This is a genomic window from Atopomonas sediminilitoris (assembly GCF_022601735.1).
In the GTDB taxonomy this organism is placed as follows: domain Bacteria; phylum Pseudomonadota; class Gammaproteobacteria; order Pseudomonadales; family Pseudomonadaceae; genus Atopomonas; species Atopomonas sediminilitoris.
On the sequence record NZ_JAKUMM010000009.1, the window covers coordinates 68080 to 93599 of the forward strand.

The following is a 25520-nucleotide window of genomic DNA, read 5'->3' on the forward strand; positions in this document are numbered from 1 at the left end:
CAATGAGCCACTAGAGTTAGGTCAGTGTGTTAACAAATAACGTGAGGTTTAGCATGGCGTTACTGACTGGCGGCTGCCATTGCGGCGCCTTGCGCTACCAACTGGATGCACCGCTGGACGACTGCGCGCACTGCCATTGCAGTGATTGCCGCAAAACCAGCGGCGGCATTGTCACCACTTGGCTTACCGTGCCCGCGCACAGCTTTACTTGGCTGACCGGAGCGCCGGCCTGTTACCAGAGCAGCCCAAGTTGCACACGACACTTTTGTGCGCAGTGTGGCTGCCTGATCAGCCTAGCCACCGGCAAAGCGCCAGAAGCACTGGACGTGACCGTGGCCAGCCTAGATGAGCCAGAGCAAGCCCCTGCCCACCGGCATGTGTGGGCCAGCAGCCATTTGAATTGGCTCTATCTAGACCCACAACTACCTGCCGAAGCGCAAGAAAACGGCGTGAATTAACGCCAGAACGGCTTAATAACTTCTTGCTGGCGCTGCATCGGCGTCAGACCGATATCGCAGAGCTGCGACTCGGTCAAACGTGACAACTGCGCGCGGGTGTTCAGGCGGCGCTGCCACAGCAAAACAGTGCCGATCAAACTCAGCGACTGAGCGGCACTTGCAGGGTTAGCGGAAAAGGTCTCTTGGGTGCGAGACAAGGCGAACATGATGGTGTCCTTCGGCTTGTGGCCGGGTTTGGTTGAAAACGCCGCCATTGTGCGCCGAACCAAGTGTTACCAATAGACACAGATCAGTTAAAAACGAACCAAACAGTCACAAAATGTAAACACGGTCACCCTGACCATGCCGACACTAGCGCTGCCGCGCCAAGTAGCGATCCAGTGTGTTGGCAAAGCGCTGCTTTTCTTGCGTACCAAAGGCCGCCAGCCCGCCACTGTGAATCCCGCTGGCACGCAGGGTTTCATTGAAGTCGCGCATATTCAGCTTGCTGCGGATGCTGTCTGGGCTGTACGGCTCACCCCGCGGATGCACCGCTTCGGCGCCCTTCTCGATCACCTCAGCCGCCAGCGGAATGTCTTGGGTGACCACCAAATCACCGGCCTGCACTTGGCGCACAATTTCGTTGTCCGCCACATCAAAGCCTTGCGGCACCACCTGACAACGCACGCTGCCGCCCGGCGGTACTGCGATCGCATTGTTCGCCACCAACACAATCGGCATGGCGGTGCGCTTGGCCGCACGAAAGAGGATTTCACGGATCGGCTTGGGGCAAGCGTCAGCATCCACCCAAATCGTCGCCATTAAACAGCGCCTCGTTGCTGAAGAGCATGCTGCTCCGAGACTTGCTCGTTCAGAGTCCAGAAGTCGTACAGCACGCCCAACCCCAGTAGCCCCAAGGTCAGCAGCCAAATCACGCCGCTAATCCACTTGCCGATGTAGAAACGGTGGATGCCGAACACGCCTAAGAAGGTCAGAAAGATCCACGCCAAGCTGTAGTTGCTGTCGCCGGTGTGATAACGCAAGTCAGCGCGGCGATCCATCCCGGGAATCAGAAACAAGTCGATCAGCCAGCCGATGCCGAGCAAGCCCAAGGTGAAAAACCAAATCGTGCCCGTAACCGGTTTGCCGTAATAAAACCGGTGTGCGCCGAGAAAACCAAAAATCCACAGCAAATACCCCAACAACAGGTTGTGCGTGTTGGCGCGCTCGACAGTGGTCACGGTCATGCTTGATCCTTATTTAGGGCTGCAGGTCAGTAACAGTTGCGGCTTTTGCTGCGCGTCGAGCTTCTGCCCCAGCGCCAGCGGATAATCGCTATCCAAGCGCTTAACGCGTGCCGATAGCAACGCCGCCACCCATTGGAAATCTTTTAACTCACGCACTTGAATCTGCACTTGGCAGTTGAAGTTGACGACGTCTTGCGCCACCAAGTCCAACTTTTGCCGCAGGCTGTCGTTATCGCCAGCATCCAGCATCTCCAGGCCGATCACGCTGCTGCCCGCTTTCGGGTCAATCAGCTGCGCACGCTTGGGCGCAGGCTTGGCGGCCGCTTTCTTCGCCGCTTCGGCCTCGGCTGCGGCTTGCGCTTTGGCTTGCTCGGCCGCTTTTGCTGCCGCCGCTAACGCCGCTCGCTGCGCCGCTTGTTGCTGCGCCAATTGCGCTTGGCGCGCGGCCTCGGCTTGCGCTTTGACGGCTTGGGCACGGGCCGCATCTTGCGCGCGCGTTTGCTCAATCGCGCTGGTCAAATCGGTCAGCGCCGGCGCGTTGGGCATCAGGCTGCGGGCTTTGGCCAGCTCACGACTGGCGCTGTCCATATCGCCCTTCGCCAGCGCTTGGCGACCCAGCGCCAAATGCGCCTCGGCAATCTGGCGTTGGTAGCTTTCCAGACGGGTATCGGCAGGGTTGATTTGGCGCAGCTGCTGCAGTGTGGTTTCAGCCGCCGCCAGCTGACCTTGCTGCAGCTGGCCGTCTAGCGTGCGCACCACGCGCACCGAGTCATCCACTTGCACATACGCTTGCTCTGCCATGGCGTGAACGCTGAGCAACGTCGCCAAACTAAAGACACACGCAAAACGGACAGGAAACAACGTCATACCTGCTCCTTGATGAGGTGGAAAGAAAAGAAGTTCAAACAAGCGTTTGAGTCTACACCGCACGACGGGGCAGACAAAAGCTCAACAAAAACAGTGACGCCGCCCCCAGCACAATCGACGGCCCGGCCGGGGTATCGACATACCACGACAAGGCGAGCCCCACGCACACCGCCAGCATGCCCAATAGACTGGCACCGACCGCCATTTGTTCCGGCGTACGCGCATGGCGCTGCGCCGCAGCAGCGGGGATGATCAACAAAGAGGTGATCAACAGCACGCCGACGATCTTCATCGCCAAGGCAATGATCAGCGCGATCAGCAGCATCAACGCCAGGCGAATCGCCAACACCGGCAAACCTTCGACCTGCGCCAATTCCTCATGCACGGTGATATTGAGCAACGGCCGCCAGAGCAGCACCAGCAAGCCCATCACCAGCGCACAGCCACCCGCCATCCAGGCTAAGTCTTCTGCACTGACAGCCAGCAAATCGCCGAATAGATACGCCATCAGGTCGACCCGCACGTTGTCCATCAGGCTCAAGCTGACCAAGCCGAGCGACAAGGTGCTGTGCGCCAAGATGCCGAGCAGGGTGTCCGACGCCAACGGCTGGCGTTGCTGCAGCAGCACCAGCAACACGGCGAGCAAGATACAGCCGACGGTCACCGCCAAGGTTAAATTAACCTCCAGCAGTAAGCCCAAGGCCACGCCCAGCAACGCGGCATGCGCGAGGGTGTCGCCAAAATAGGCCATGCGTCGCCATACCACGAACGAGCCCAAGGGGCCCGCAACCGCAGCCAGCAGCAAGCCTGCGAGCAGGGCATACAACAAAAAATCAGCCATGCTGACAGTCTCCGCTGTGTTGATGAGTGCAGTCAGCGCCATGCACATCGCCGTGCAAGTCATGGCTGTGATCATGATGATGCTGATATACCGCTAGGCTCTTGGCGTCTTGGCCGAACATCTCGACAAACACCGGATCACTGCCCACCGCCTCCGGATGCCCCGAGCAGCACACGTGCTGATTCAGGCAGATCACCTGATCGGTGGCCGACATCACCAAGTGCAAGTCGTGCGACACCATCAGCACGCCGCAACCATGGCGCTGACGTAAGCGACCAATCAAGCGGTACAGCTCCGCCTGACCGCTGACATCCACGCCCTGCACTGGCTCATCCAGCACCAGCAGTTGCGGCGCATGCAGCAAGGCGCGGGCGAGCAAAATGCGTTGTTGTTCACCGCCTGAGACTTGTTGCAGCGGGCTGTGTAGCAGGTGCTCGGCACCCACTTCGGCCAACGCCGCCAAAGCCTCAGCACAGCTGGTTTTGGGCACCAACCGTAAGAACCGCTCCACGGTTAACGGCAACGTCGCCTCGATGTGCAGCTTTTGCGGCATATAGCCAATACGCAACTTGGCTTGGCGTTGCACGCGGCCACTGTCGGGCTTGAGCAAGCCCAGCACGCAACGCACCAGCGTGGTTTTACCGGCGCCGTTGGGGCCGATCAAGGTGACGATCTCACCTTGCTTAAGCTGCAAACTAATGTCGCGCAACACGCTGCGCCCGCCGCGATTTACCGCCACCTGCTGCAGACTGATCAGTACCGGCCCCATCACGCGCCCTCACGGGTTTGGCAGCGGGCACACAGCCCCAGCACTTCCACCATCGGCTGCTCAACGGCAAAGCCGACACTGGCGGCGGCCTGTGCAATCGCCTGATCGGTGGCGCTGTGCTCAAGCTCGACCGCCACTCGGCACTGCCGGCAGATTAAAAATTGCCCGCCGCCGCCATGCTCGGGATGGGTGCAACCCAAGAAGGCATTTAACGAAGCCAAGCGATGCACTAAACCTTGCTCTAGCAAGAAATCCAGCGCGCGATACACCGTCGGCGGGCCAGGACGGCGACCATCTTGCTGGCTCAGTTGTTCGAGAATGTCATACGCGCCCAACGGCTGATGGCTTTGCCAAACCAGCTCCAGCACCCGCTTACGCAACTCGGTTAAGCGCACGCCACGGGCACTGCAACGCTGCTCGGCATCTTGCAGGGCGTGATCCACGCAGTGGTCATGATTGTGCGGCCGACAGGCCAAGGGAGCTTGGGACATGCGCATCACCTGAGCATTAAAGTGATGTTATTCTATAACGATTCAGCCCTTCGTATGACGACTGCCGACCATGTTCTCTGCTTTGCGCCCTGCCCCGCGCTATCTTGTCGCGACTTTCCTCACTGCCTGCCTCACCGCCTGCCTCAGCGCCACTAGCGCCTTCGCCGCGCCCACGGTACTGACCAGCATTAAGCCGCTGCAACTGATCGCCGATGCCGTGCTTAGCGAACAAGGCAGCGCCGAGGTCTTGCTGGCTCCCGGTGCGTCGCCGCATCAATACAGTTTGCGCCCCTCGGAGATGCGGCAAATTCAGCAGGCCGATCTGCTGTACTGGGTCGGCCCTGAGCTAGAAAGCTTTCTGCCCAAGGTGCTGGCCCAGCGCAGCCAACCCAACGTAGCGCTGCTACACGCGCAAGGCATGCAGCTGAAGCATTTTGATCAAGCGCACGCCGATGACGACCACGCCGGCCACGACCATCACGCCGACAGCCTTGATCCGCATTTTTGGCTCGACCCGCGTAACGCCAAGCAGATCGCCAAGCGCATGGCGGAAGATTTCAGCCGCTTTGATTCCGAGCACGCTGCGCACTACGCCGCCAACGCGGAGCGCTTTGCGCAAGCCGTGGACGCCGCCGACCGGCAACTCAAGCAGCGCTTGGCCAAGCTAAAAGACCAGCCGTATCTGGTATTTCATCAGGCCTATGACTATTTCGAGGCGCATCAGGGCCTGCACAACCAAGGCGTGTTCACCTTCACGCCCGAGGTGCAACCGGGCGCGCGCCACCTCAACGAACTCCGCGAACGCCTACGTGCGGTTGGCAACGCCTGCATCTTCAGCGAGCCGCCGCTGGTGCCGCGCACACTGCACAGCTTGGCCAAAGACTTGCCCGTACGCTTCGGCCAGCTCGACCCCTTGGGTCAAGCCAGCGCAAGCTATGTGGCGATGTACTTAGACCTAGGCAACGCGCTGGCTGACTGCCTCGAGCGCTTATAACGCCAGCGGCAACTTGAGCGACACCTGCTGGCGCGCGGCGAGCTTGCCCTGAAACTCACGCGGGTCTTTGACCAGCACTTCGCGGCCTTGGTGCTCTTGCACCGCCACCAAGCGTGAGAGCCAAAAACGCACGCACGTTAAGCGCAGCACCACCGGCCAATACTCGGCCTCTTGCGCGGTAAACGGGCGCAGCCCGGCATATGCCGCCAACAGTGCTTGTGCTAACGCACTGTCGAGCGTGCCGTCTGCACGGCTGCACCAGTCGTTAACGGTGATCGCCACGTCGTACAGCATCCAACCACTGCAGGCGTTGTAAAAGTCGATCACACCCGACAAATGATGGCCGTCGAACAGCGCGTTATCGCGGAATAAATCCGCATGCAGCACCGCACGCGGCAAGCTCGGCAAGTCCGCCAACAGCGCTTGCACCTCAGCCAGCGCGGCGGTCAGCAAGGCTTGCCCATCGGCATCCAACTCTGCCAACAAGCTCGGGCCTAACGCGGCCATCCAGGCAAAGCCGCGATCACTTTGCCGCTCAAGAGCGCCATCGGCGGTGGCTAAGTGCAGTCGAGCCAAAAAGCGCCCAACCTCAGCGCAATGTTGCGCATTGGGCTGTTGGATATGCTTGCCCGACAAACGTGGCTGCAACAGCGCCGGCTTAGCCTTGAGCTGCTGCAAAGCTGCGCCGGACTGATCTGCGATGGCGTACGGCACCGGCAAGTCGGCTTGGTGCAAGCACTCCAGCAGCGCTACAAAGAACGGTAAATCCTGTACCGGGCCGCGCTCGACCAAGGTCAGCACGCACTCGGCCTGTTCTAGCGAGACAAAATAATTGGTGTTTTCGCTACCCGCCGCAATGCCGGCAAAATCCAGCAAACGACCTAACGGGTAACGCGCGACGAACTCAGCCAGCTCGTCACGCTCAAGGGTTGTAAATACAGACATGGTTTACCAGCTAAAGATTTCCCACTGCGGAATCAGCATGTCAGGCTGATCGGAGCGGATAAAGTTACCGGTCTCGTCAGCACGGACCAGAAAGTACGGCTTACCGTTTTTCGGCGTCACCTTGATCGCATACAGAAAACCGTTGACCCGATATTCCTCCACCAAACGATCGCCTTCCTTGCGGATGGTAACGTCAGGCTCGGCGTCGGCGGCATCTTCGGCGTGCACCACAGTCGCCAGTGGCAAGCACGTCATCAGGGCAACCAGTGACCAGCGGGATAATGTGCGCATGGTAATCTTGTCCTTTTTTTGGCGGTGATACGCATAGTGTATCCCCTGCCCTCGGGAAAAGGTTGACCCACCGCATGTCCAACGCCCCCTTAATTCTCGTCGATGGCTCCAGCTATCTGTACCGCGCCTTCCATGCTTTGCCGCCGCTGACCAACAGCAAAGGCATCCCCACCGGCGCAGTAAAAGGTGTGCTGAACATGCTGCGCAGTTTGCGCAAAACCTACCCCGACAGCCCGTTTGCCGTCGTGTTCGACGCCAAAGGCCCCACCTTTCGCGACGAAATGTTTGCCGAGTACAAGGCTCAGCGCCCGCCTATGCCCGATGACTTGCGCGTGCAAATCGAACCCTTGCACGCCTGCATTCGCGCCTTGGGCTTACCACTGCTATGCGTCGAAGGCGTTGAGGCGGACGACGTGATCGGCACCTTGGCGCGCTCCAGCGCGGCCGCCAGTCGGCCGGTGATCATTTCCACCGGCGACAAAGACATGGCGCAGCTGGTCGACGGCCACGTCACACTGGTCAACACCATGACCAACACCACCATGGACATCGCCGGCGTCAGTGAAAAATTTGGCATCGGCCCCGAGCTGATCATCGATTATCTGGCCCTGATGGGCGACAAAGTCGACAACATCCCCGGCGTTCCCGGCGTCGGCGAGAAAACCGCACTGGGCCTATTGCAAGGTCTAGGCGGCGGATTGGATGTGATTTACGCCAACCTCGAAGCTGTGCGCACGCTGGACATTCGCGGCGCTAAAAAGCTGCCCGAGAAGCTCGCCGAACACAAAGACATGGCTTACCTGTCGTACCAGCTGGCCACCATCAAGACCGATGTCGTGCTGGAGGTCGAACTCGACGAGCTACACCCCAGCGCGGCGGATCAACCCGCCTTGATGGCGCTCTACCAAGACTTAGAATTCAAAGGCTGGAGCGACGAATTGCAGCGCGCCGGCGTCAGCGCCGGCTCAAGTGCCAGCGCCAGCCGTCAACCCGCCGGCAGCGCGCCCGGCAGCCATGCCGATTTGTTTGCCGCACCCAGCGCGCCAGCCGCCAAGCCCGCCAGCCACCAAGCCAGCGTCAAGAGCGCTGCCGACACGCCGAACGCGGCCCCTGCGGCCCCAGCGGCCCCAGCAGCCATTGTCGCTGCGCCACTAAGCACCGACTACCAAACCGTGCTCGACCGCGCCGACTGGCAGCGCTGGTTACAAACACTGCAACAGGCCGACCTGATCGCCTTTGACACCGAAACCACCGGCCTCGACGCCATGCAGGCCGACTTAGTCGGCTTATCGTTTGCCGTTAAAGCCGGCGAAGCCTGCTACGTGCCGCTAGGCCACAGCTACATGGGCGCACCGGCGCAGCTAGATCGCGAGCAAGTGCTCAACGACATTCGCCCCCTACTGGAAGACCCGCACAAAGCCAAGCTGGCGCAAAACGGCAAATACGACATCAACATCCTCGCCCGTGCTGGCATTGCCGTGCAGGGTTTGGCGTTCGACAGCATGCTTGAATCCTACGTCCTCAACGCCACCGCCACCCGTCACGACATGGACAGCTTGGCGCTGAATTACCTCGACCACAGCACCATTCGCTTTACCGACATCGCCGGCAAAGGCGCCAAGCAGCTGACCTTCGACCAAATCGCCCTCGAGCAAGCCGGCCCCTACGCCGCCGAAGACGCCGACATCACCCTGCGCCTGCACCAAACCCTGCACGCCCAACTGAGCGCCACGCCCAGCCTGTTGCCGGTACTCAATGAGATTGAAATGCCACTGGTGCCGGTGCTGGCCAAAATCGAACGCCAAGGCGCGCTGGTCGACGCAAAATTGCTGGGCGAACACAGCATCGAACTCGGCCAACGCCTCACCGAGCTCGAACGCGAAGCCTTTGCCTTGGCCGGTGAAGAATTCAACCTCAACTCACCCAAGCAGCTCGGCGAGATTCTGTTCACCAAGCTCGGCCTGCCGGTGATCAGCAAGACCGCCAAGGGCCAGCCCTCCACCGCGGAAAGCGTGCTGGCCGAACTGGCCGAGCAAGACTACGACCTGCCCAAGGTGATCATGCAGCAGCGCACGTTGGCCAAGCTGAAAAGCACCTACACCGACCGCTTACCCGAGCAGATCAACCCGCACACCGGACGCATCCATACCAGCTACCATCAGGCCGTGACCGCCACCGGACGCTTATCTTCCAGCGACCCAAACCTGCAAAACATCCCGATTCGCACCGCCGAAGGCCGACGCATTCGCCAAGCCTTTGTCGCCCCTGCCGGCTACCAATTGCTGGCCGCCGACTACTCGCAAATCGAGCTGCGCATCATGGCCCACTTGGCGCAAGACGTCGGCCTGCTGGACGCCTTCCGCCACGGTCGCGACGTGCACCGCGCCACCGCCGCCGAGGTATTTGGCGTAACGCTGGAGGAGGTCAGCACCGACCAGCGCCGCAGCGCCAAGGCGATCAACTTTGGCCTGATCTACGGCATGAGCGCCTTTGGCCTAGCCAAGCAACTGGGCGTCGATCGCAAAGAGGCGCAGGCCTATATCGACCGCTATTTCGAGCGTTACCCCGGCGTGCTGGCCTACATGGAACGCACCCGGGAACAAGCCGCCAGCCAAGGCTATGTCGAAACCCTGTTCGGCCGCCGCCTGTACCTGCCAGACATCAACGCCCGCAACCCAGCGCTGCGCAAAGGCGCCGAACGCACCGCGATCAACGCCCCGATGCAAGGCACCGCCGCCGACATCATGAAAAAAGCCATGATCGCGGCTGACCAATGGCTGCCCAATAGCGGCTTCGACGCCCGTGTCATTCTGCAAGTGCACGATGAACTGGTACTGGAAGTGCACCAAGACCAAGCGCCAGCGCTGCGTGAGCCGCTGTGTGAAGTGATGGCCAACGTGGCCGCGTTATCGGTGCCCTTGGTGGTGGAAGCCGGTATCGGCAATAACTGGGATGAGGCGCATTAACCGCAGCCGCCCGTCGCCGCCCGTCGCCGCCCGTCGCCGCCCATCATAGTGCCGAGTTAGTCAGCGACCTAGCTTGGCACTTAAAGCACCGCTCGCGCCCGCAGCGAAGCAGGCTGATTGAGTCGCCAAACTATTTTCTGCGCGGGTCGCCGACTTTTGTATCGCCCTTGGCTGGGCGACTGACTTTTGTCATCGCGGCCCGCAACGCTTGCACTGGCCGGCATAGGCGCACCCTTTGCCCGCACTGACTGACCCAAATCACGCCCTGCCGTCATGATTCAGTCATAATGCAACGCTAGATTTGTCACATTGTCTCTGCGTGCAGAGTCTGGAGCCGTCCGTGTCGTTTACGCCCGTTGCCCGTTCATTCCCCGCCAGCCGTCCTCGTCGTATGCGTCGTGATGCTTTCTCGCGCCGTTTGATGCGTGAAAACACGCTGAGCGTTGATGACCTGATTCTGCCGGTGTTTGTGTTAGACGGCCGCCAACAGCGCGAAAGCATTGCCTCGATGCCAGGCGTTGAGCGCCTGTCGATTGACCTGCTGCTTGAGGCCGCGGAAGAGTGGGTGCAGCTGGGCATTCCTGCGCTGGCGCTGTTCCCGGTCACGCCGCTGGAGAAAAAAACCCTGGATGCGTGCGAAGCGTGGAGCCCCGACGGCATCGCCCAACGCGCCACTCGCGCCCTCAAAGCGCGCTTCCCCGAGCTGGGGGTGATCACCGACGTAGCCCTTGATCCGTTCACCACCCACGGCCAAGACGGCATCATCGACGACGACGGTTACGTGCTGAACGACATCACCAATGCCGCGCTGGTCAAACAAGCGCTGTCCCACGCCGAAGCCGGTGCTGACGTGGTTGCCCCGTCCGACATGATGGATGGCCGCATTGGCGTCATTCGCGCCGCGCTCGAAGCCGCCGGCCACGTCAACACGCGCATCATGGCCTATTCGGCCAAGTACGCCAGCGCGTACTACGGGCCCTTCCGCGACGCGGTTGGCTCGGCCGGCAACCTCGGCAAAGGCAACAAAGCCACCTACCAGATGGACCCCGCCAACAGCGACGAAGCGTTGCACGAAGTCGCCATGGACTTGGCCGAGGGTGCCGACATGGTCATGGTCAAGCCGGGCATGCCCTATCTGGATATCGTGCGCCGGGTTAAAGATGACCTGCGCGCGCCAACGTTTGTCTATCAAGTCAGTGGTGAGTACGCCATGCACATGGCGGCTATCAACAACGGTTGGTTGAGCGAGGCGGTGATTCTTGAATCGCTGCTGGCGTTCAAGCGTGCCGGTGCTGATGGCATCCTCACTTATTTCGCGGCCACCGCCGCACGGATGTTACAGCGCAGCTAATGCAGCACGCGCGGCAGGATGCCGCGCCGTTGCCTAGGCTGTGCAAGGATGATGTGAATGAACCTGCCAGGCGCTTCAGAAACCCTTGTGGAAGCCGCTCTCGAAATGACCAGCGAAAGCCCCGCCGCCGTTGAGATTACCCCGCCGGACCTTAACGACACGAGCCTGTACATCCACCGCGAACTGTCGCAATTGCAGTTCAATATTCGCGTGCTTGAGCAGGCCTTTGATGAGCGTTATCCGCTGCTCGAACGCCTGAAGTTTTTGCTGATTTTCTCCAGCAATCTCGATGAGTTCTTTGAGATCCGCGTTGCCGGCCTGAAAAAGCAGATCAACTTCGCCCGCGAACAAGCCGGCCCCGACGGTCTGCTGCCTGCCCAAGTGCTGGCGCAAATCAGCGAGATTGTGCACACCCAAGTGGGCCGCCAATACGCCGCGTTGAACGAACAGCTCATCCCACAAATGGCCGCCCAAGGCATTCGTTTCATTCGCCGCCACGACTGGACGGCCAAGCAAAAAACTTGGGTGCGCCGCTTCTTCCGCGAAGAAATCGTGCCGTTGATTGTGCCGATCGGCCTCGACCCGACGCACCCGTTCCCGTTATTGGTGAACAAGAGCCTGAACTTTATCGTCGAACTCGAAGGCGTGGACGCCTTCGGCCGCGACTCCGGCTTGGCCATTATTCCGGCGCCGCGCTCGCTGCCACGGGTGATTCGCCTGCCCGATGACGTCGGCGGCCCCGGCGACAACTTCGTGTTTTTATCCTCGATGATTCACGCGCATGCCGATGATTTGTTCTCCGGCATGAAGGTCAAAGGCTTCTATCAGTTCCGCCTTACCCGTAACGCGGACTTATCTGTTGATACCGAAGACGTAGAAGACTTGGCCCGCGCCCTACGCGGCGAGCTGCTGTCACGCCGCTACGGCGACGCGGTACGCTTGGAAGTCGCCGACAACTGCCCCAAGCACTTGTCTGACTACCTACTGCAGCAGTTTGGCCTGTCCGAGGCGGAGCTGTATGAGGTCAATGGGCCGGTCAACATGACCCGCCTGTTTGGCATCACCGGCCTGCCCAGCCACCCAGAACTGCAATACCCTGCGTTCACCCAAGCCCTGCCAAAATCATTAAGTATTAGTGACGATATTTTCCGCAATATCTCGCGCCAAGACGTGCTGTTGCTGCACCCGTACGAGTCCTTTACGCCGGTGGTGGATTTTCTCCGCCGCGCCGCCAAAGACCCCAACGTACTGGCCATCCGTCAAACCCTGTACCGCACCGGCGCCAACTCAGAAATGGTCGATGCGCTGGTCGAGGCCGCGCGCGCCGGTAAAGAAGTCACCGTGGTGATCGAGCTGCGTGCCCGCTTTGACGAGGAGTCCAACCTGCAACTGGCCAGCCGCCTGCAGCAGGCCGGCGCGGTGGTGACCTACGGCGTGGTGGGCTACAAAACCCACGCCAAAATGATGCTTATTCTGCGCCGCGAAAACGGCGAGCTGGTGCGCTACGCCCACCTCGGCACCGGCAACTACCACGCCGGCAACGCCCGCCTGTACACCGACTACAGCTTGCTGACATCAGACGAGATCCTCTGCGAGGACGTGGCCAAACTGTTTGCCCAGCTGATCGGCATGGGCAAAACCCTGCGCATGAAAAAACTGCTGCACGCCCCCTTCACCTTGAAGAAGGGCATGCTCGACATGATCCAGCGCGAAACCACCAACGCCCTTGCCGGCCAACCGGCGCACATCATGGCTAAGGTCAACGGCCTGACCGACGACAAGATCATCCGCGCGCTGTACAAGGCCAGTCAGGCTGGGGTGAAGATCGACCTCATCGTGCGTGGCATGTGCTGTTTACGCCCCGGGATTCCCGGCGTATCGCACAACATTCAGGTGCGCTCGATCATTGGTCGTTTCTTGGAACACAGCCGGGTGTATTACTTCCTCAACCATGGCGCCGAAGAAGTCGCCTACCTGTCCAGTGCCGACTGGATGGAGCGCAATTTGGATAAGCGCGTGGAGACTTGCTTCCCGGTGGAGGGCAAACGCCTTACCCAGCGCGTACGCAAAGAGCTGGAAGTATTCCTCAGCGACAACACCCAAGCGTGGATACTGCAAAGCGATGGCAGCTACATTCGCCAGCAACCCAGCGGCAACCAAAGCGCGCGTAATGCGCAAGCGCAGTTGCTCGAGCGCTTGGCTAACAGCAGCAAATAAGCCTTGCGGGTGCGCCCACAAGGGCGCGCTCGGCTTAGGCGAAGGTTAATTCATAGCCAGCTTTGCCTAGCCAGCTGGCCTCTTGTTCAAAGTCGGCCACGGTTAGACTGCGCTCTTGCAGCCAGCCATCAGGGAAAACAATCTGCAAACTGCGCCGGCCCGCGGTGAGCGTGAGGATAGGCGCTTCGTCTTCGCGGTTACGGAATAACAGAATCGCCAGACGCAAAATGATGCACACCCGCAGCAGGTTTTCACCTTCGCTACCCAGCTCACGGAAACGGTCGGCACCCAAACCACGGCGATGACCGCGCACCAGCAACGCCATGATCAGCTGATCGTGCTTAGAGAAGCCGGGCAAGTCTGAATGCTCAAGCAAGTACGCACCGTGCTTGTGGTACTGGCTGTGGGCGATATCTAAGCCAATCTCGTGCACCCGCGCAGCCCAACTCAGGCGCTCCGACCACTGCGGGCCTTGCAGCTCCCAGTCATCGGCCAGCTTGCCTAAAATCACGAGCGCTTTGTTTTCTACCCGCGCAGCCTGCTCTAGGTCGGCGTGGTAACGCTCCATCAAGGCGCTCAGCGAACGCTCGCGCACGTCTTCATGGTCGTGCCGACCGAGCAAGTCATACAGCACCCCTTCGCGCAACGCGCCTTCGGAGTGGTGCATTTGTTCTAAATGCAGCGCATCAAAGGCCGCTTCAAGAATCGCCAAGCCCGCCGGCAAGATCGCATTACGGTCAGGCTTAACCCCGTCGATACTGAGCTTGTCGAGGTGCTCGCACTTAAGCACTTGGCGCTTTAAGCGCAGCAAGCCTTCGCGATTGACTTCACCCTTGCCTAAGCCCATTGCAGCAATCGCGGCCCCAATGGCGCGAATCGAGCCGGACGAGCCGACCACGTTGTCCCAGCCACGACCTTGTAATGACTGCTCGATGTTCATGAGTTCCAAGCGCGCGGCGGTATAGGCTTTGGCATAGCGCGCCGGGCTGAGCTTGCCATCGGCAAAAAACTGTCGACTAAACGCCACGCAGCCCATCTGCAAGCTTTCGCGCAGCAATGGCTCGAAGCGTTCGCCAATAATGAATTCGGTGCTGCCACCACCGATATCAATCACCAGACGCTTGCCCTCGGCATCCCCTAAGGTGTGCGCCACGCCCAGATAGATCAGCCGTGCCTCTTCGCGGCCGGCGATCAGCTCCACCGGATGGCCCAGCACGTGCGAAGCCTCGCGAATAAACGCTTGGCGATTCTTGGCTTGGCGCAACGCACTGGTGGCCACCACACGCACGCTACCGGCCGGCATACCGCGCAACAGCTGGGCAAACCGTTCTAGGCAGTCGAGGCCGCGTTTAATCGCCTCATCACTGAGCTGGCGTGCCTCATCAAGCCCCGCCGCCAATTGCACTTTCTCGCCCAAACGTTCCATCGGCCGGACTTCACCGTGGTCAACTTTGGCCACCACGATATGAAAACTGTTCGAACCTAAGTCGATGGCAGCAACGCGGGGAAACCCGCTGGCGGTGCTGTGCGGCATGCATACTTCCTCAAAAAAACTGGCGCGCGTAGAGAACACCTTGGTCGAAGGTTGCGCATTTTGCCAGACCTATCGATAGAGCGCCCAACCTGAGTCAATAGTATCTATCAATCCAACACGCGTTTCGCTCCCCGCCCAGCCAAGCTATTATGTGCCCCATTCTGCTAAGTCGAATCCTGGAGATTGCCTTATGAGCGAGTTCATCAATAACGTTACCGACGCCTCGTTTGACGCCGACGTACTGCAAGCTGACTGCCCTGTGCTGGTCGATTACTGGGCAGAATGGTGCGGCCCATGCAAGATGATCGCCCCTGTTCTGGACGAGATTGCCAAGGACTATCAAGGCAAGCTTAAGGTCTGCAAACTGAACATCGACGAAAACCAAGACACCCCGCCTAAGTACGGCGTGCGTGGCATCCCGACACTGATGCTGTTCAAGAATGGCAACGTCGAAGCCACTAAGGTTGGCGCCCTGTCTAAGTCGCAACTGGCGGCGTTCCTCGACAGCAACCTGTAAGTGTTTTCCGATAAAACCCCGCTCAATGCGGGGTTTTATCGTTTATAGCGGTAAAAACTGGCTTGCCGCTGCCTAAAGGCGGTGCTATGGTTCCTTAGCTGCTGATTTTCTTCGCAGCTCCTCTTGCTGTATTTCCCGCTTTGCCGTGCTCTTGCGACATCCTGGTCGTTACACGCATTGCTTATTTCCGACAACGCGACCCCGCATCCCATCTTCTCTCTTATGAATCTGACCGAACTCAAGCAAAAACCCATTACCGAACTTCTCGAACTCGCCGAATCCATGGGCCTTGAAAACATGGCTCGTTCGCGTAAACAGGACGTGATCTTCTCGATCCTGAAAAAGCACGCGAAAAGTGGCGAGGAAATTTCCGGTGATGGCGTACTGGAAATTCTCCAAGATGGCTTCGGCTTTCTGCGCTCTGCGGACTCTTCGTATTTGGCCGGCCCTGACGATATTTACATCTCGCCAAGCCAAATTCGCCGCTTTAACTTGCGCACCGGTGACACCATCATCGGCAAGATTCGTCCCCCCAAAGATGGCGAACGCTACTTCGCGCTGTTGAAGGTCGACACGATTAACTTCGATCGTCCGGAAAACGCCAAGAGCAAAATTCTGTTTGAAAACCTCACGCCCTTGTTCCCCAACAAGCGCTTGAAGATGGAAGCCGGCAACGGCTCCACCGAAGATTTGACCGGTCGTGTGATCGACCTGTGCGCGCCCATTGGTAAAGGCCAGCGCGGCCTGATCGTGGCGCCGCCCAAGGCCGGTAAAACCATCATGCTGCAGAACATCGCCAGCAACATCACGCGTAACAACCCCGAAGTGCACTTGATCGTGCTGCTGATCGACGAACGTCCGGAAGAAGTTACCGAGATGCAGCGCACCGTGCGCGGCGAAGTGGTGGCCTCAACCTTCGACGAGCCGCCAGCGCGCCACGTGCAAGTCGCCGAAATGGTGATCGAAAAAGCCAAGCGCTTGGTTGAGCACAAAAAAGACGTCGTGATTCTGCTCGACTCCATCACCCGTCTGGCGCGTGCTTACAACACCGTGATCCCAAGCTCCGGCAAGGTGCTCACCGGTGGTGTCGACGCGCACGCCCTCGAGAAGCCCAAACGCTTCTTCGGCGCCGCGCGTAACATCGAAGAAGGCGGCAGTCTGACCATTCTCGCCACCGCGCTGGTTGATACCGGCTCGAAAATGGACGAAGTGATCTACGAAGAATTCAAAGGCACCGGCAACCTAGAGCTGCCGCTGGATCGCCGCATCGCGGAAAAGCGTGTCTTCCCCGCCATCAACATCAACCGCTCCGGCACCCGCCGCGAAGAGTTGCTGACCGGCGAAGAAGAACTGCAACGCATGTGGATTCTGCGCAAGATTCTGCATCCGATGGATGAAATCGCCGCCATCGAATTCCTCTTGGACAAGCTCAAAGACACCAAGACCAACGAAGAATTCTTCAAGTCGATGAAACGCAAGTAAGCCCACGCTTCAAGCCTCAAGTCGCAAGCGCTGCCTCGGCAGCGCTATGCTATGGCTTGAAGCATGGTGCCGAGGCCGATAGCTGCATGAAGTACTCCGACCTGCGCGAATTCATCCAAGGCCTAGAGGCCCGCGGTGAACTCAAGCGCATCACCGTACCGGTGTCGCCGGTATTGGAAATGACCGAAATCGCTGACCGCACCTTGCGCCAAGGTGGCCCCGCGTTGCTGTTTGAAAACCCTGTTGGGCACAGCATGCCGGTACTGGCCAACTTGTTCGGCACCCCCGAGCGCGTGGCGCTGGGCATGGGCGCCGAGAGCATTCAAGAGCTGCGCGAAATCGGCAAGCTGCTGGCCTTCTTAAAAGAGCCCGACCCACCCAAGGGCTTAAAAGACGCTTGGGCCAAGCTACCGATTTTCAAGAAAGTGCTGTCGATGGCACCCAAGGTGGTCAAAGACGCCCCCTGCCAAGCGCAAGTATGGGAAGGCGACGACGTCGACCTAAGCCGTCTGCCGGTGCAAACCTGCTGGCCCGGCGATGCTGGCCCGCTGATCACCTGGGGCCTCACCATCACTCGCGGGCCAAACAAAGAAAGGCAGAACTTAGGCATCTACCGCCAGCAAGTGATTGCTCGCAACAAGGTCATCATGCGCTGGCTGAGCCACCGTGGTGGCGCATTGGATTTTCGCGAGTGGTGCGAAAAGCATCCGGGCAAACCCTACCCTGTGGCCGTAGCCCTCGGCGCTGATCCGGCAACCATCTTAGGCGCGGTCACACCGGTGCCAGACACCTTGTCGGAATACGCCTTTGCCGGTCTCTTGCGCGGCAGCCGCACCGAGCTGGTCAAGTGCATCGGCAGCGACCTGCAAGTGCCGGCCAGCGCCGAAATCGTGCTGGAAGGGCATATCTACCCCGGCGAAATGGCCGCTGAAGGCCCGTTTGGCGATCACACTGGCTACTACAACGAAGTCGACAGCTTCCCCGTGTTCACCGTCGAGCGCATGACCCTGCGCGACAAGCCGATCTATCACAGCACCTATACCGGTCGTCCGCCCGATGAGCCGGCCATTTTGGGTGTAGCGCTGAACGAAGTGTTCGTGCCGATTTTGCAAAAGCAATTTCCGGAAATCACCGACTTCTACCTGCCGCCCGAAGGCTGCTCGTACCGCATGGCGGTGGTGACCATGAAGAAGCAGTACCCCGGCCACGCCAAGCGCGTGATGCTCGGCGTATGGAGCTTTTTGCGTCAATTCATGTACACCAAGTTCGTGATTGTGTGCGACGACGACGTCAACGCCCGCGACTGGAATGACGTGATCTGGGCCATCACCACGCGCATGGACCCCAAACGCGACACGGTGCTGATCGACCACACGCCAATCGACTATCTCGACTTTGCCTCGCCGGTCTCCGGCCTTGGCAGCAAGATGGGCCTCGACGCCACCAATAAATGGCCGGGCGAAACCGACCGTGAATGGGGCCGCCCGATCGTCATGGACGAAGCAGTCAAAACCCGCGTTGACCAGCTGTGGGCCAGCTTAGGGATTGATGCGTGAGCGCTGAATACGCCGTCACCCTTGAGCCGTCCGGCCATGTACTGCGCGTCCTCGCCGGCGAGCGCGTGCTGGATGCGGCCCGCCGCCTAGGCTTTGAAGTGCCGCACAGCTGCCGTAACGGCAACTGCGAAATCTGCGCGGCGCTGCTGCTAGAAGGGAGCATGCGCTACAAAGGCCAGACCATCAGCAGCGGTGAGGTTATGACCTGCCTGTGCGAACCGCTGAGCGACTGCCGTTTGCACTGGGACAAGATCCTCGCCCCCGGCGAGCTGCTCGTGCACAGCCTAAGCTGCCAGGTGCTGGCGCTTAGCGCCTTGGGGGCTGGGGTTACCCGCGTCCAACTGCGTGCACCGGCAGGAAAAAAGCTGCGCTACCACGCAGGTCAGTACTTGCTATTGGAAAAGCCCGACGGCGAGCAAGCGGCGTTTTCGATTGCCAGCGCGCCGCACCATGGCCGCGAACTTGAGCTGCACATCCAAGTACGCGACAGCGCCAGCCAGCACCTGCTGGAGCATCTGTACAGCAACACACTGGTCAACGTGCAGCTGCCCTTTGGTGATTGCCACTTAGCCGAACTACCCGCCGCACCGCTGGTGCTCATCGCCGCGGGCACCGGCATGGCGCAAATGCACAGCTTGATCGAACACTGCCGCGCCCAAGGCTTTGCCCACCCCGTGCACGTGTATTGGGGCGCTCGCAGCCCGCAAGACTTTTATCAGCTGGATGCTTGGCGCGACTGGCAAGGCGTGCCCAACCTGACCCTGCACCAAGTTGTCAGCGAAGCGCAGCCTGACGATCATTGGCAGGGGCGCCAAGGTTTATTGTTTGAAGCCGTGCGTGAAGATTTCCCCGACCTTAGCGTGCCGCAGGTCTACGCCAGCGGCTCGCCGAACATGGTCTACGCCACCCTCGACGGCCTTGTCGCCGCCGGCTTGTCGCCCAGCCAAATGCGCGCCGATGTGTTTGCCTACGCACCGCGTGACTAACACCTGACCAAGGCTTTCAACTCCAAGCGCGCACCAGCCACCACGCCGTGCCACCCCGCGAGGCGGCGGGCAGCAACCGTACATCCATTGGCAATCCCAACCATCGCCGTTATGCCTACGCTTGTGGGTGTGATTAATCTTGCGAGGGTGCGCTGTGGAACTGACGGCAATGTTGCAAATCTTGGCCCAACAAGACGGCTCCGATTTATACCTGTCGACCGGCGCGCCGCCATGCGCCAAGTTCAACGGCGTGCTCAAACCACTGGCCAGTGAGCCGCTGAAGCCCGGCGAAATCGCCGCCATTGCCCACGCGGTGATGGATGACGAACAGCGCGAGCAGTTTCATCACGAGCTGGAGATGAACCTCGCGCTGTCGGTACCCACGGTCGGGCGCTTTCGCATCAATATCTTTAAACAACGCAACGAAGTGTCGATTGTGGCGCGCAATATCAAACTCGATATTCCGCTGTTTGCCGACCTTAAACTGCCCGAAGTGCTGCTGAAGGTGGTGATGGAAAAACGCGGACTGGTGCTGTTTGTCGGCGGCACCGGCTCAGGCAAGTCCACCTCACTGGCGGCGCTGATTGATCACCGTAACCGCAACAGTGGCGGGCATATCATCACCATCGAAGATCCGGTCGAATACGTGCACCGGCATCGCAAGTCGATCATCAACCAGCGCGAAGTCGGCGTGGACACGCGCAGCTTTCAAGCCGCCTTGAAAAACACCCTGCGCCAAGCCCCGGATGTGATCTTGATCGGCGAAATTCGCGACCGCGAAACCATGGAGCACGCACTGGCGTTTGCCGACACCGGCCACTTGGCGATCTCGACCCTGCACGCCAACAACGCCAATCAGGCGCTGGACCGCATCATCAATTTCTTTCCCGAAGAGCGCCGCCCGCAGCTGCTGAATGACTTGGGCAACAACCTCAAAGCATTTGTGTCGCAGCGCTTGGTCAAAACCCTCGACGGCAAGCGCCGCGCGGCGGTGGAAATCCTCTTAGGCACGGCAACCATCAGCGACATCATCAAGCGCGGCGACTTTAACCTCATCAAAGAAGTGATGGAAAAATCGCGCACGCTGGGCATGCAAACCTTCGACTACGCGCTCATCGACTTGGTGAAAGAAGGCGCGATCAGCGAAGAAGAAGCGATCAAAAACGCCGATTCTGCGAACAACGTGCGGCTAAAACTAAAGCTACATCGCGACGAGCCCGCCAGCGTTGCACCGCCACCAACATCCGCACCGGCTAGCGCAGCTGCCACCGCCAATCTGGGCGCACCCAGCGCCGCCGACAGCCGCGCATGGGGATTGGAGCTGAGCCTTGAGGATATTGAGCCGCCGCCGGAAGAACCCGACACGCCGGCACAATAATGCCTAACCCGACGCTGGCGCGGCCTTAAGCTCAGCCGCCAACGGGTAGCCATGCGCTTGCGCACTGGCGGTCAAGCGCTGTTGCTCGCTGGCCAAATAGCTATCCAGCCGCTGCAGTTGCGCCAAGCGCTGCTGCACTTCTTGACGCTTGGCCCAAATCAGCCGCGCACCCTCGGCACAGTTAATCGCGCCCTTGCGCTGTAACTGCACAATGTGACGGATTTCCTCAAGGGTGAACCCCATCTGCTGGGCATCGCGAATAAAGCGCAGCTGCTCGACACACGCGGCGGAATACTCGCGGTAGTTATTGGCCCCACGCGGTGGCGCGCTGAGCAAACCAATGCGCTCGTAGTAACGCACGGTATGGCGCGAGACCTCGGTCAGGGCTTCCACTTCGGCAATACGCATCGCTAACTCCTTGCAGGTGCAGACGTAACGGACAACCAAACGCAACGCTTGACTGTTGAGTACGCTTCACAGTTTAGCCTGACTTCCTCATCACTCAGGAGACAGGCCATGCATAACATTCTCGTTACCGGCGCCAGTGGTTTTATTGGCCGCTGGTTAAGCCCAGCGCTGACCCAGCAAGGACATAACGTCTTTGCCCTGCTGCGCCAGCCCGAACGGATTACTGAGCTGCGCCAGCAGTGCGCCGCACGTGGCGGTGTTGCCGAACACCTGCAGGCATTGGCTGGCGACCTGACCCTGCCCCGCCTCGGTATGCAGTCCACGCCCGCGCTGAGCCACATTTATCACTTAGGTGCGCAATTCGCTTGGGGGCTAAGCCCTGCTCAGGCACGGGCGTGTAATGTGAACGGCGCACTGGCAGCGGTCGAGCTGGCCGCCGAACACGGGGCTTGGCTGATCTTGGTCGGCGGCTTTATGACCGAAAACACCGCCTACCTTGCAGAGCTCGGCATCAACCGCCAACACCCCGAGCAAACCGACTGGGCTCGTGTGTACCGCGCCACGGGCGCCTATGAGGCCAGCAAGCTGGAAGGCTATTTCCGCGCGCAGGCCTTAGCCAACGCCAAAGGCGTGGCTTTTACCGGGGTTAACCCCGCGACGGTGTGCGGGCACAGCCAGCATGGCAGCTTGGATGCACAACAACCGCTGGCGCAGCTGATCGATAACTTGGCCCAAGGTCGCTTGCGCGGCATTCCCGGCAACGCCGCCCATTGGTTGCCGCTGGTGAGCGTCGATGCACTGGCGCAGCTGTTAGCTCACCTCAGCCAACTCAGCCCTGCGCAAGTGCCGCCAACCTTATTGGCGCTGGACCCAACATCACCCAACCTAACCACCTTGCTCGGCTGGCTGGCTGACGATTTGCAGGTGCCCGCGCCGCGCCACTTTGTGCCGCTGCCACTATTACGCGCACTGTTGCGGATCAAGCCGCTGGCCCGCGCGTTAGCCACCGACCCAGAAGGCTTGGCCTTTATCCGCCCCGAGCGCCTCACTGACGCCAGCGACAGCACCACCGCGTTTATGCAGCAGCACAGCCTTAGCTGGCCGCCGCTGCGCCTATGCGTTGAGCGCAGCGCACAGCACTATATGCAGGGCAGCACCGGGCGCTCACTCAGTAGTGCAAGCCCGTGCTGAGCAGGATCATGCTGTCGTTATTGCCGCGCTGGTTACGGTAGTCCTGAATATGCAACAGGCTACCTTTAAAGCTCAGCGACCAAGTCGGTAGCTCGTAGCGGAAGAAGGCTTCGTACTCGCGATGCCGACCGCTGCTCTCAAGGCTACTGCTCTGGCTGGCCCAGCTCACCGAGTTATCGGCATTCAGGCCGGTCGGCAACTGCCACTGCAACTCGCCACTGCGTACACGCAGCGGTTGGTAGGCCAACACGCCGACCTGCCAGCCTGCCGCCGGCTGCCCCGCCACACCCAGCGTGAAGCTATCACTGGCTAGTGTTGCGTCACGCAGCCAGCCACGTGATTGCAGCTGCGTTTGGCCCACGTTGTAGCGACCAAACGCACGCCAACCCTGCGTCAACGGCACACTGAGATTCAGCCCAGCAAACAGGGTTTGGCTGTCGCCGTTGATCCAGTGGGTGCCTTGCGCACCCAGTAGGCGCTGTTCTTCTTGCAAGGCGCCCACTTGCACACTGGCCCGCACACCTTGTGCTGCGTGGTATCCCCACTCGGCCTGCACGCTGTGCTGATAATCACCACCCCGCTTCTCGGCAAACTGTTCCTCTGCCGCAGCGCGCTGCACCTGCACGCCGGCGTGCCAGCCTTGTCCTAGCTGCCAGTGCACACCGCCGCCCGTCGCTTGCTGGCTCAGGCTTAAGTACGGATTACTCAAGGCTTGAGTCATGCCCACATCGCGCAGCTCAGGCTGCAATTGCAATAAGCCTTGGCTCCACGATGCATCGGTGTTGAAGCTGGCACTCAAGGCCATCTCACGATCAATCGCTTGCCACGCCTGCACCTCACCCAACGATGCCAATCCCGTGGCATCACTGCCGCCGCTGTAACGCAAGCTCAGCCCTTGGCCATCACTGACCTGAGCCATGCTGTGCTCGCTGTTCAGGCGCGCTAAATACGCCGCCGTATCAACGCGGGCCATGCTCGTCGCATCGGCACTCAGCTCACTGCCGGCTAACGCGAACGGCGCATCCAACGAGTCCTTAACCACCAAGTCAACGCTGGCCAAAGACGCGCGCAAGCTGCTGCCCAAAGGATCACTGGCGGCCAGCTGGGCTTGATCCAATGACAGCACCTCGCCGGTGACGGTGTTGATCATTAACCCGCCAATCGGATTACTGGCCGCTTGCAAGTCCAGCAAACCTTGGCCATACACGGCTTGATCGGCGTACTCACCGGTCTTATCCGCCGACAGCAACACGCGCTCGGTGATTTGCTGCGCGCTCAAGGTGGGGAATAAATCCATCAGCAGCGCTAAGGCGCCAGAGACGTGCGGCGCAGCCATCGAGGTGCCGGTTTTATAACCGTAGTTATCGCTAGGCGTTGCCGAGTAGATGCCGGAGCCGGGTGCAGCCAAACAGAAGGCTTTGGCATCACCGCAACGATGCGAGCCGGAGGAGATATTGCCGCTGGAGGCGATATTGACCACCGCCAACCACTGCCCTTGCAGCTCAGGCGCTAACAACGGCAGCGCCGCAAAAAAAATTGGCTGTGCGGCAATGCTGGTGTCGCCGGTGGTGTTGTTACCGGCGGCAAACACAAACACGATGCCGGCTTTTTGCGCCTCGCGGTACAAGGTGGCAATGCTGTTGGTGTAGTAGCTTGTCTCTCCGCTAGAAAGGTCGGCAATGGTCTTCGAGCGATACGCGCTACCGACCGTGGTGCGCTGCCCCCAGCTGTTGTTGGAAACCCGTGCGCCGTAAGCCACTTGCCGATCGAGCGCTTCTTTGCTGCCGAGGGTGACGCTGCCATCGACGCCGTCATCGAGGTATTTGATCGGCAACACCTTCGCCTCGGGAGCAACGCCGTGCATGCCTTGACCGTCGCGCTTGGCGGCAATGGTGCCTGCGACGTGGGTGCCGTGGCTGTGGCCATCGGTCATCGCCGGGCCGCCATCGCGCACCACGCTGCCGCCAGGTGCAATCTGACCTTGCAGCTCTTGGTGCTGAATATCCACGCCGGTATCGACCACCGCGACCACGACACCCTTACCGGTGGCACCGCGAGCATAAGCATGTTCGGCCTTAATCGTGGCTAGACCCCAGTCCTTCTTAAACTCGGACGTGCGAAAGGTCTCGGGATCCACCGGGGCGGGCGCAGGGGTGGGCGTCGGCTCTGGCGTCGGCGTTGGCGTTGGCGTTGGCGTTGGCGTTGGCGTCGGAGTCGGAGTCGGAGTCGGCGTGGGCGTGGGCGTCGGAGTCGGCGTGGGCGTCGGAGTCGGCGTTGGCGTTGGCCCTGGTGTTGGCTCAGGAACCGGTGTCGGTGCAGGCGCCGGAATCGGGTCGGGTGTAGGCTCAGGCGCTGGCGTCACCGGGGGCGCAGGGGTTGGAGCCGGTGTGGGCGCAGGCGCTGGTACAGGTGCCGGTGCTGGTGTTGGTGCCGGTGCTGGTGTTGGTGTTGGTGTTGGTGTTGGTGCCGGTGTAGCCGCCGAAGAAGAACCGCCACTGGAGCCGCCACCCGAACGGCCCGCGGCCGCCGCAACACCACCTACGGCCACCGCAGCCATGCTCAGCTTACCGGCGGTGGTGCCAAACCAGGCAAAGCGCTCGGCCTGACTAAGCTTGCCAACATTGGCTAATAGGGCTTGTCGTTCGGCCGTCGCTTCTTGCGCTAGGTAGCGCATCAGGTCTTCGCGGTACTCAGGGAAGATGTCAACGGTGGGCTCTAACTGCAGCGCGAGCTGATCATCGGGCAGTTCATACAAACGGGTGAACTCGCGCTGGATATCTGCCGGCACATGCGCCGGCGGCAACGGAGCCGCCCACGCACAGGCCTGCCAAGCCACACTGAACCCCACCGCCCAATACCATTGCTGCCACCGCATAGTGCCTCCGTTCCCGGCATCATTGACTTCGGGCGCGGAGTCTATAGAGCGATTAGCGATAAACCGCGTGCACAGTTCGCGGCAAACTTATTAAAAACGGCCACATTGCATAAAACGTGAACCGCGTAATGCTTATAACGATTAACGGCGCCACCAGGGCGCCGTTAATCCTCTGCC

Annotated in this window: 23 protein-coding genes; 11 read left to right on the top strand and 12 right to left on the bottom strand. The window is 60.2% G+C overall.

Annotated elements, in window-relative coordinates; genetic code table 11:
* The first annotated feature begins 53 nt into the window (after positions 1 to 53).
* Complete coding sequence (locus MKI83_RS14500; protein ID WP_241587784.1) at positions 54 to 458, top strand: GFA family protein; 405 nt, start codon at positions 54 to 56, stop codon at positions 456 to 458.
* On the opposite strand, the gene MKI83_RS14505 is transcribed toward MKI83_RS14500, so the two are convergent.
* The 7 genes from MKI83_RS14505 to MKI83_RS14535 form a co-directional block, all read right to left on the bottom strand.
* Positions 455 to 664, bottom strand: coding sequence for a DUF1127 domain-containing protein (locus MKI83_RS14505; protein WP_241587786.1), 210 nt, complete (start codon positions 662 to 664; stop codon positions 455 to 457). The genes MKI83_RS14500 and MKI83_RS14505 overlap by 4 nt on opposite strands.
* Positions 665 to 809: 145 nt before the next feature.
* The gene (locus MKI83_RS14510) at positions 810 to 1259 is read right to left on the bottom strand and encodes a YaiI/YqxD family protein (RefSeq protein ID WP_241587788.1); all 450 of its coding nucleotides are present in this window, start codon (positions 1257 to 1259) and stop codon (positions 810 to 812) included.
* Complete coding sequence (locus tag MKI83_RS14515) at positions 1259 to 1684, bottom strand: TM2 domain-containing protein (protein WP_241587790.1); 426 nt, start codon at positions 1682 to 1684, stop codon at positions 1259 to 1261. Before MKI83_RS14515 ends, MKI83_RS14510 begins: the two co-directional genes overlap by 1 nt.
* Positions 1685 to 1693: 9 nt before the next feature.
* Positions 1694 to 2551, bottom strand: coding sequence for a hypothetical protein (locus MKI83_RS14520; RefSeq protein WP_241587792.1), 858 nt, complete (start codon positions 2549 to 2551; stop codon positions 1694 to 1696).
* Positions 2552 to 2603: 52 nt separating this feature from the next.
* A complete protein-coding gene (gene znuB / locus MKI83_RS14525; protein WP_241587794.1) occupies positions 2604 to 3392 on the bottom strand; it encodes a zinc ABC transporter permease subunit ZnuB in 789 nt (262 codons plus the stop codon).
* Entirely contained in the window at positions 3385 to 4161 is a 777-nt protein-coding gene (gene znuC, locus MKI83_RS14530) for a zinc ABC transporter ATP-binding protein ZnuC (RefSeq protein ID WP_241587796.1), read from the bottom strand. Before znuC ends, znuB begins: the two co-directional genes overlap by 8 nt.
* Complete coding sequence (locus MKI83_RS14535) at positions 4161 to 4652, bottom strand: Fur family transcriptional regulator (RefSeq protein WP_241587798.1); 492 nt, start codon at positions 4650 to 4652, stop codon at positions 4161 to 4163. Before MKI83_RS14535 ends, znuC begins: the two co-directional genes overlap by 1 nt.
* A gap of 70 nt (positions 4653 to 4722) precedes the next feature.
* On the opposite strand from MKI83_RS14535, the gene MKI83_RS14540 reads away from it, so the two are divergent.
* Complete coding sequence (locus MKI83_RS14540) at positions 4723 to 5646, top strand: zinc ABC transporter substrate-binding protein (protein WP_241587800.1); 924 nt, start codon at positions 4723 to 4725, stop codon at positions 5644 to 5646.
* Here the strand turns inward: MKI83_RS14540 and MKI83_RS14545 are convergent.
* Both MKI83_RS14545 and MKI83_RS14550 read right to left on the bottom strand, forming a co-directional pair.
* Positions 5641 to 6591 carry a homoserine kinase gene (locus tag MKI83_RS14545; RefSeq protein WP_241587802.1) on the bottom strand — a complete coding sequence of 317 codons (951 nt, stop codon included), beginning with the start codon at positions 6589 to 6591 and terminating at the stop codon, positions 5641 to 5643. The genes MKI83_RS14540 and MKI83_RS14545 overlap by 6 nt on opposite strands.
* Before the next feature lie 3 nt (positions 6592 to 6594).
* On the bottom strand, positions 6595 to 6882 hold the full coding sequence (locus tag MKI83_RS14550; protein WP_241587804.1) for a DUF2782 domain-containing protein: 288 nt from the start codon (positions 6880 to 6882) through the stop codon (positions 6595 to 6597).
* A 74-nt stretch (positions 6883 to 6956) separates the two neighbouring features.
* Between MKI83_RS14550 and polA the strand changes: the two genes are divergently transcribed.
* The 3 genes from polA (at position 6957) to ppk1 (ending at position 13416) form a co-directional block, all read left to right on the top strand.
* Positions 6957 to 9848 carry a DNA polymerase I gene (gene polA, locus MKI83_RS14555; protein ID WP_241587808.1) on the top strand — a complete coding sequence of 964 codons (2892 nt, stop codon included), beginning with the start codon at positions 6957 to 6959 and terminating at the stop codon, positions 9846 to 9848.
* 340 nt (positions 9849 to 10188) lie between these two features.
* Positions 10189 to 11199 (top strand): porphobilinogen synthase, encoded by a 1011-nt coding sequence (hemB, locus tag MKI83_RS14560; protein WP_241587811.1) that lies wholly within the window; start codon positions 10189 to 10191, stop codon positions 11197 to 11199.
* Between the two features lie 57 nt (positions 11200 to 11256).
* A complete protein-coding gene (gene ppk1, locus MKI83_RS14565; protein WP_370867404.1) occupies positions 11257 to 13416 on the top strand; it encodes a polyphosphate kinase 1 in 2160 nt (719 codons plus the stop codon).
* A 34-nt stretch (positions 13417 to 13450) separates the two neighbouring features.
* Here ppk1 and ppx read toward each other — a convergent pair whose 3' ends face one another.
* Complete coding sequence (ppx, locus tag MKI83_RS14570; protein ID WP_241587815.1) at positions 13451 to 14950, bottom strand: exopolyphosphatase; 1500 nt, start codon at positions 14948 to 14950, stop codon at positions 13451 to 13453.
* Between the two features lie 190 nt (positions 14951 to 15140).
* Here ppx and trxA point away from each other — a divergent pair, with 190 nt between their 5' ends.
* The 5 genes from trxA (at position 15141) to MKI83_RS14595 (ending at position 20869) form a co-directional block, all read left to right on the top strand.
* The gene (trxA, locus tag MKI83_RS14575) at positions 15141 to 15467 is read left to right on the top strand and encodes a thioredoxin TrxA (protein WP_241587818.1); all 327 of its coding nucleotides are present in this window, start codon (positions 15141 to 15143) and stop codon (positions 15465 to 15467) included.
* A gap of 222 nt (positions 15468 to 15689) precedes the next feature.
* Positions 15690 to 16949, top strand: a complete 1260-nt coding sequence (gene rho, locus MKI83_RS14580; RefSeq protein WP_241587821.1) for a transcription termination factor Rho — start codon at positions 15690 to 15692, stop codon at positions 16947 to 16949.
* Positions 16950 to 17035: 86 nt separating this feature from the next.
* Positions 17036 to 18505, top strand: coding sequence for a 4-hydroxy-3-polyprenylbenzoate decarboxylase (gene ubiD, locus MKI83_RS14585; RefSeq protein WP_241587823.1), 1470 nt, complete (start codon positions 17036 to 17038; stop codon positions 18503 to 18505).
* Positions 18502 to 19491 (top strand): CDP-6-deoxy-delta-3,4-glucoseen reductase, encoded by a 990-nt coding sequence (locus MKI83_RS14590; RefSeq protein ID WP_241587826.1) that lies wholly within the window; start codon positions 18502 to 18504, stop codon positions 19489 to 19491. The genes ubiD and MKI83_RS14590 overlap by 4 nt, the downstream gene beginning before the upstream one ends.
* 169 nt (positions 19492 to 19660) lie before the next feature.
* Positions 19661 to 20869, top strand: a complete 1209-nt coding sequence (locus MKI83_RS14595) for a PilT/PilU family type 4a pilus ATPase (RefSeq protein ID WP_245399789.1) — start codon at positions 19661 to 19663, stop codon at positions 20867 to 20869.
* Positions 20870 to 20872: 3 nt separating this feature from the next.
* Here MKI83_RS14595 and MKI83_RS14600 read toward each other — a convergent pair whose 3' ends face one another.
* Entirely contained in the window at positions 20873 to 21277 is a 405-nt protein-coding gene (locus MKI83_RS14600; protein WP_241587833.1) for a MerR family transcriptional regulator, read from the bottom strand.
* Between the two features lie 108 nt (positions 21278 to 21385).
* Between MKI83_RS14600 and MKI83_RS14605 the strand changes: the two genes are divergently transcribed.
* Positions 21386 to 22468 carry an NAD-dependent epimerase/dehydratase family protein gene (locus MKI83_RS14605; RefSeq protein WP_241587836.1) on the top strand — a complete coding sequence of 361 codons (1083 nt, stop codon included), beginning with the start codon at positions 21386 to 21388 and terminating at the stop codon, positions 22466 to 22468.
* Here MKI83_RS14605 and MKI83_RS14610 read toward each other — a convergent pair.
* Positions 22446 to 25343: a S8 family peptidase gene (locus MKI83_RS14610; RefSeq protein ID WP_241587839.1), complete on the bottom strand. Its 2898-nt coding sequence runs from the start codon at positions 25341 to 25343 to the stop codon at positions 22446 to 22448. The two genes, MKI83_RS14605 and MKI83_RS14610, sit on opposite strands and share 23 nt — an antisense overlap.
* Between the last annotated feature and the right edge of the window lie 177 nt (positions 25344 to 25520).

Coding starts and splice junctions, on each gene's coding strand:
- ubiD (WP_241587823.1), top strand. CDS start 17,036: ATGAAGTACTCCGACCTGCGCGAATTCATCCAAGGCCTAGAGGCCCGC.
- MKI83_RS14535 (WP_241587798.1), bottom strand. CDS start 4,652: ATGTCCCAAGCTCCCTTGGCCTGTCGGCCGCACAATCATGACCACTGC.
- znuB (WP_241587794.1), bottom strand. CDS start 3,392: ATGGCTGATTTTTTGTTGTATGCCCTGCTCGCAGGCTTGCTGCTGGCT.
- MKI83_RS14605 (WP_241587836.1), top strand. CDS start 21,386: ATGCATAACATTCTCGTTACCGGCGCCAGTGGTTTTATTGGCCGCTGG.
- rho (WP_241587821.1), top strand. CDS start 15,690: ATGAATCTGACCGAACTCAAGCAAAAACCCATTACCGAACTTCTCGAA.
- MKI83_RS14595 (WP_245399789.1), top strand. CDS start 19,661: ATGTTGCAAATCTTGGCCCAACAAGACGGCTCCGATTTATACCTGTCG.
- MKI83_RS14610 (WP_241587839.1), bottom strand. CDS start 25,343: ATGCGGTGGCAGCAATGGTATTGGGCGGTGGGGTTCAGTGTGGCTTGG.
- MKI83_RS14515 (WP_241587790.1), bottom strand. CDS start 1,684: ATGACCGTGACCACTGTCGAGCGCGCCAACACGCACAACCTGTTGTTG.
- trxA (WP_241587818.1), top strand. CDS start 15,141: ATGAGCGAGTTCATCAATAACGTTACCGACGCCTCGTTTGACGCCGAC.
- MKI83_RS14550 (WP_241587804.1), bottom strand. CDS start 6,882: ATGCGCACATTATCCCGCTGGTCACTGGTTGCCCTGATGACGTGCTTG.
- polA (WP_241587808.1), top strand. CDS start 6,957: ATGTCCAACGCCCCCTTAATTCTCGTCGATGGCTCCAGCTATCTGTAC.
- MKI83_RS14510 (WP_241587788.1), bottom strand. CDS start 1,259: ATGGCGACGATTTGGGTGGATGCTGACGCTTGCCCCAAGCCGATCCGT.
- ppx (WP_241587815.1), bottom strand. CDS start 14,950: ATGCCGCACAGCACCGCCAGCGGGTTTCCCCGCGTTGCTGCCATCGAC.
- MKI83_RS14540 (WP_241587800.1), top strand. CDS start 4,723: ATGTTCTCTGCTTTGCGCCCTGCCCCGCGCTATCTTGTCGCGACTTTC.
- MKI83_RS14520 (WP_241587792.1), bottom strand. CDS start 2,551: ATGACGTTGTTTCCTGTCCGTTTTGCGTGTGTCTTTAGTTTGGCGACG.
- MKI83_RS14600 (WP_241587833.1), bottom strand. CDS start 21,277: ATGCGTATTGCCGAAGTGGAAGCCCTGACCGAGGTCTCGCGCCATACC.
- MKI83_RS14500 (WP_241587784.1), top strand. CDS start 54: ATGGCGTTACTGACTGGCGGCTGCCATTGCGGCGCCTTGCGCTACCAA.
- ppk1 (WP_370867404.1), top strand. CDS start 11,257: ATGAACCTGCCAGGCGCTTCAGAAACCCTTGTGGAAGCCGCTCTCGAA.
- znuC (WP_241587796.1), bottom strand. CDS start 4,161: ATGGGGCCGGTACTGATCAGTCTGCAGCAGGTGGCGGTAAATCGCGGC.
- MKI83_RS14545 (WP_241587802.1), bottom strand. CDS start 6,591: ATGTCTGTATTTACAACCCTTGAGCGTGACGAGCTGGCTGAGTTCGTC.
- MKI83_RS14505 (WP_241587786.1), bottom strand. CDS start 664: ATGTTCGCCTTGTCTCGCACCCAAGAGACCTTTTCCGCTAACCCTGCA.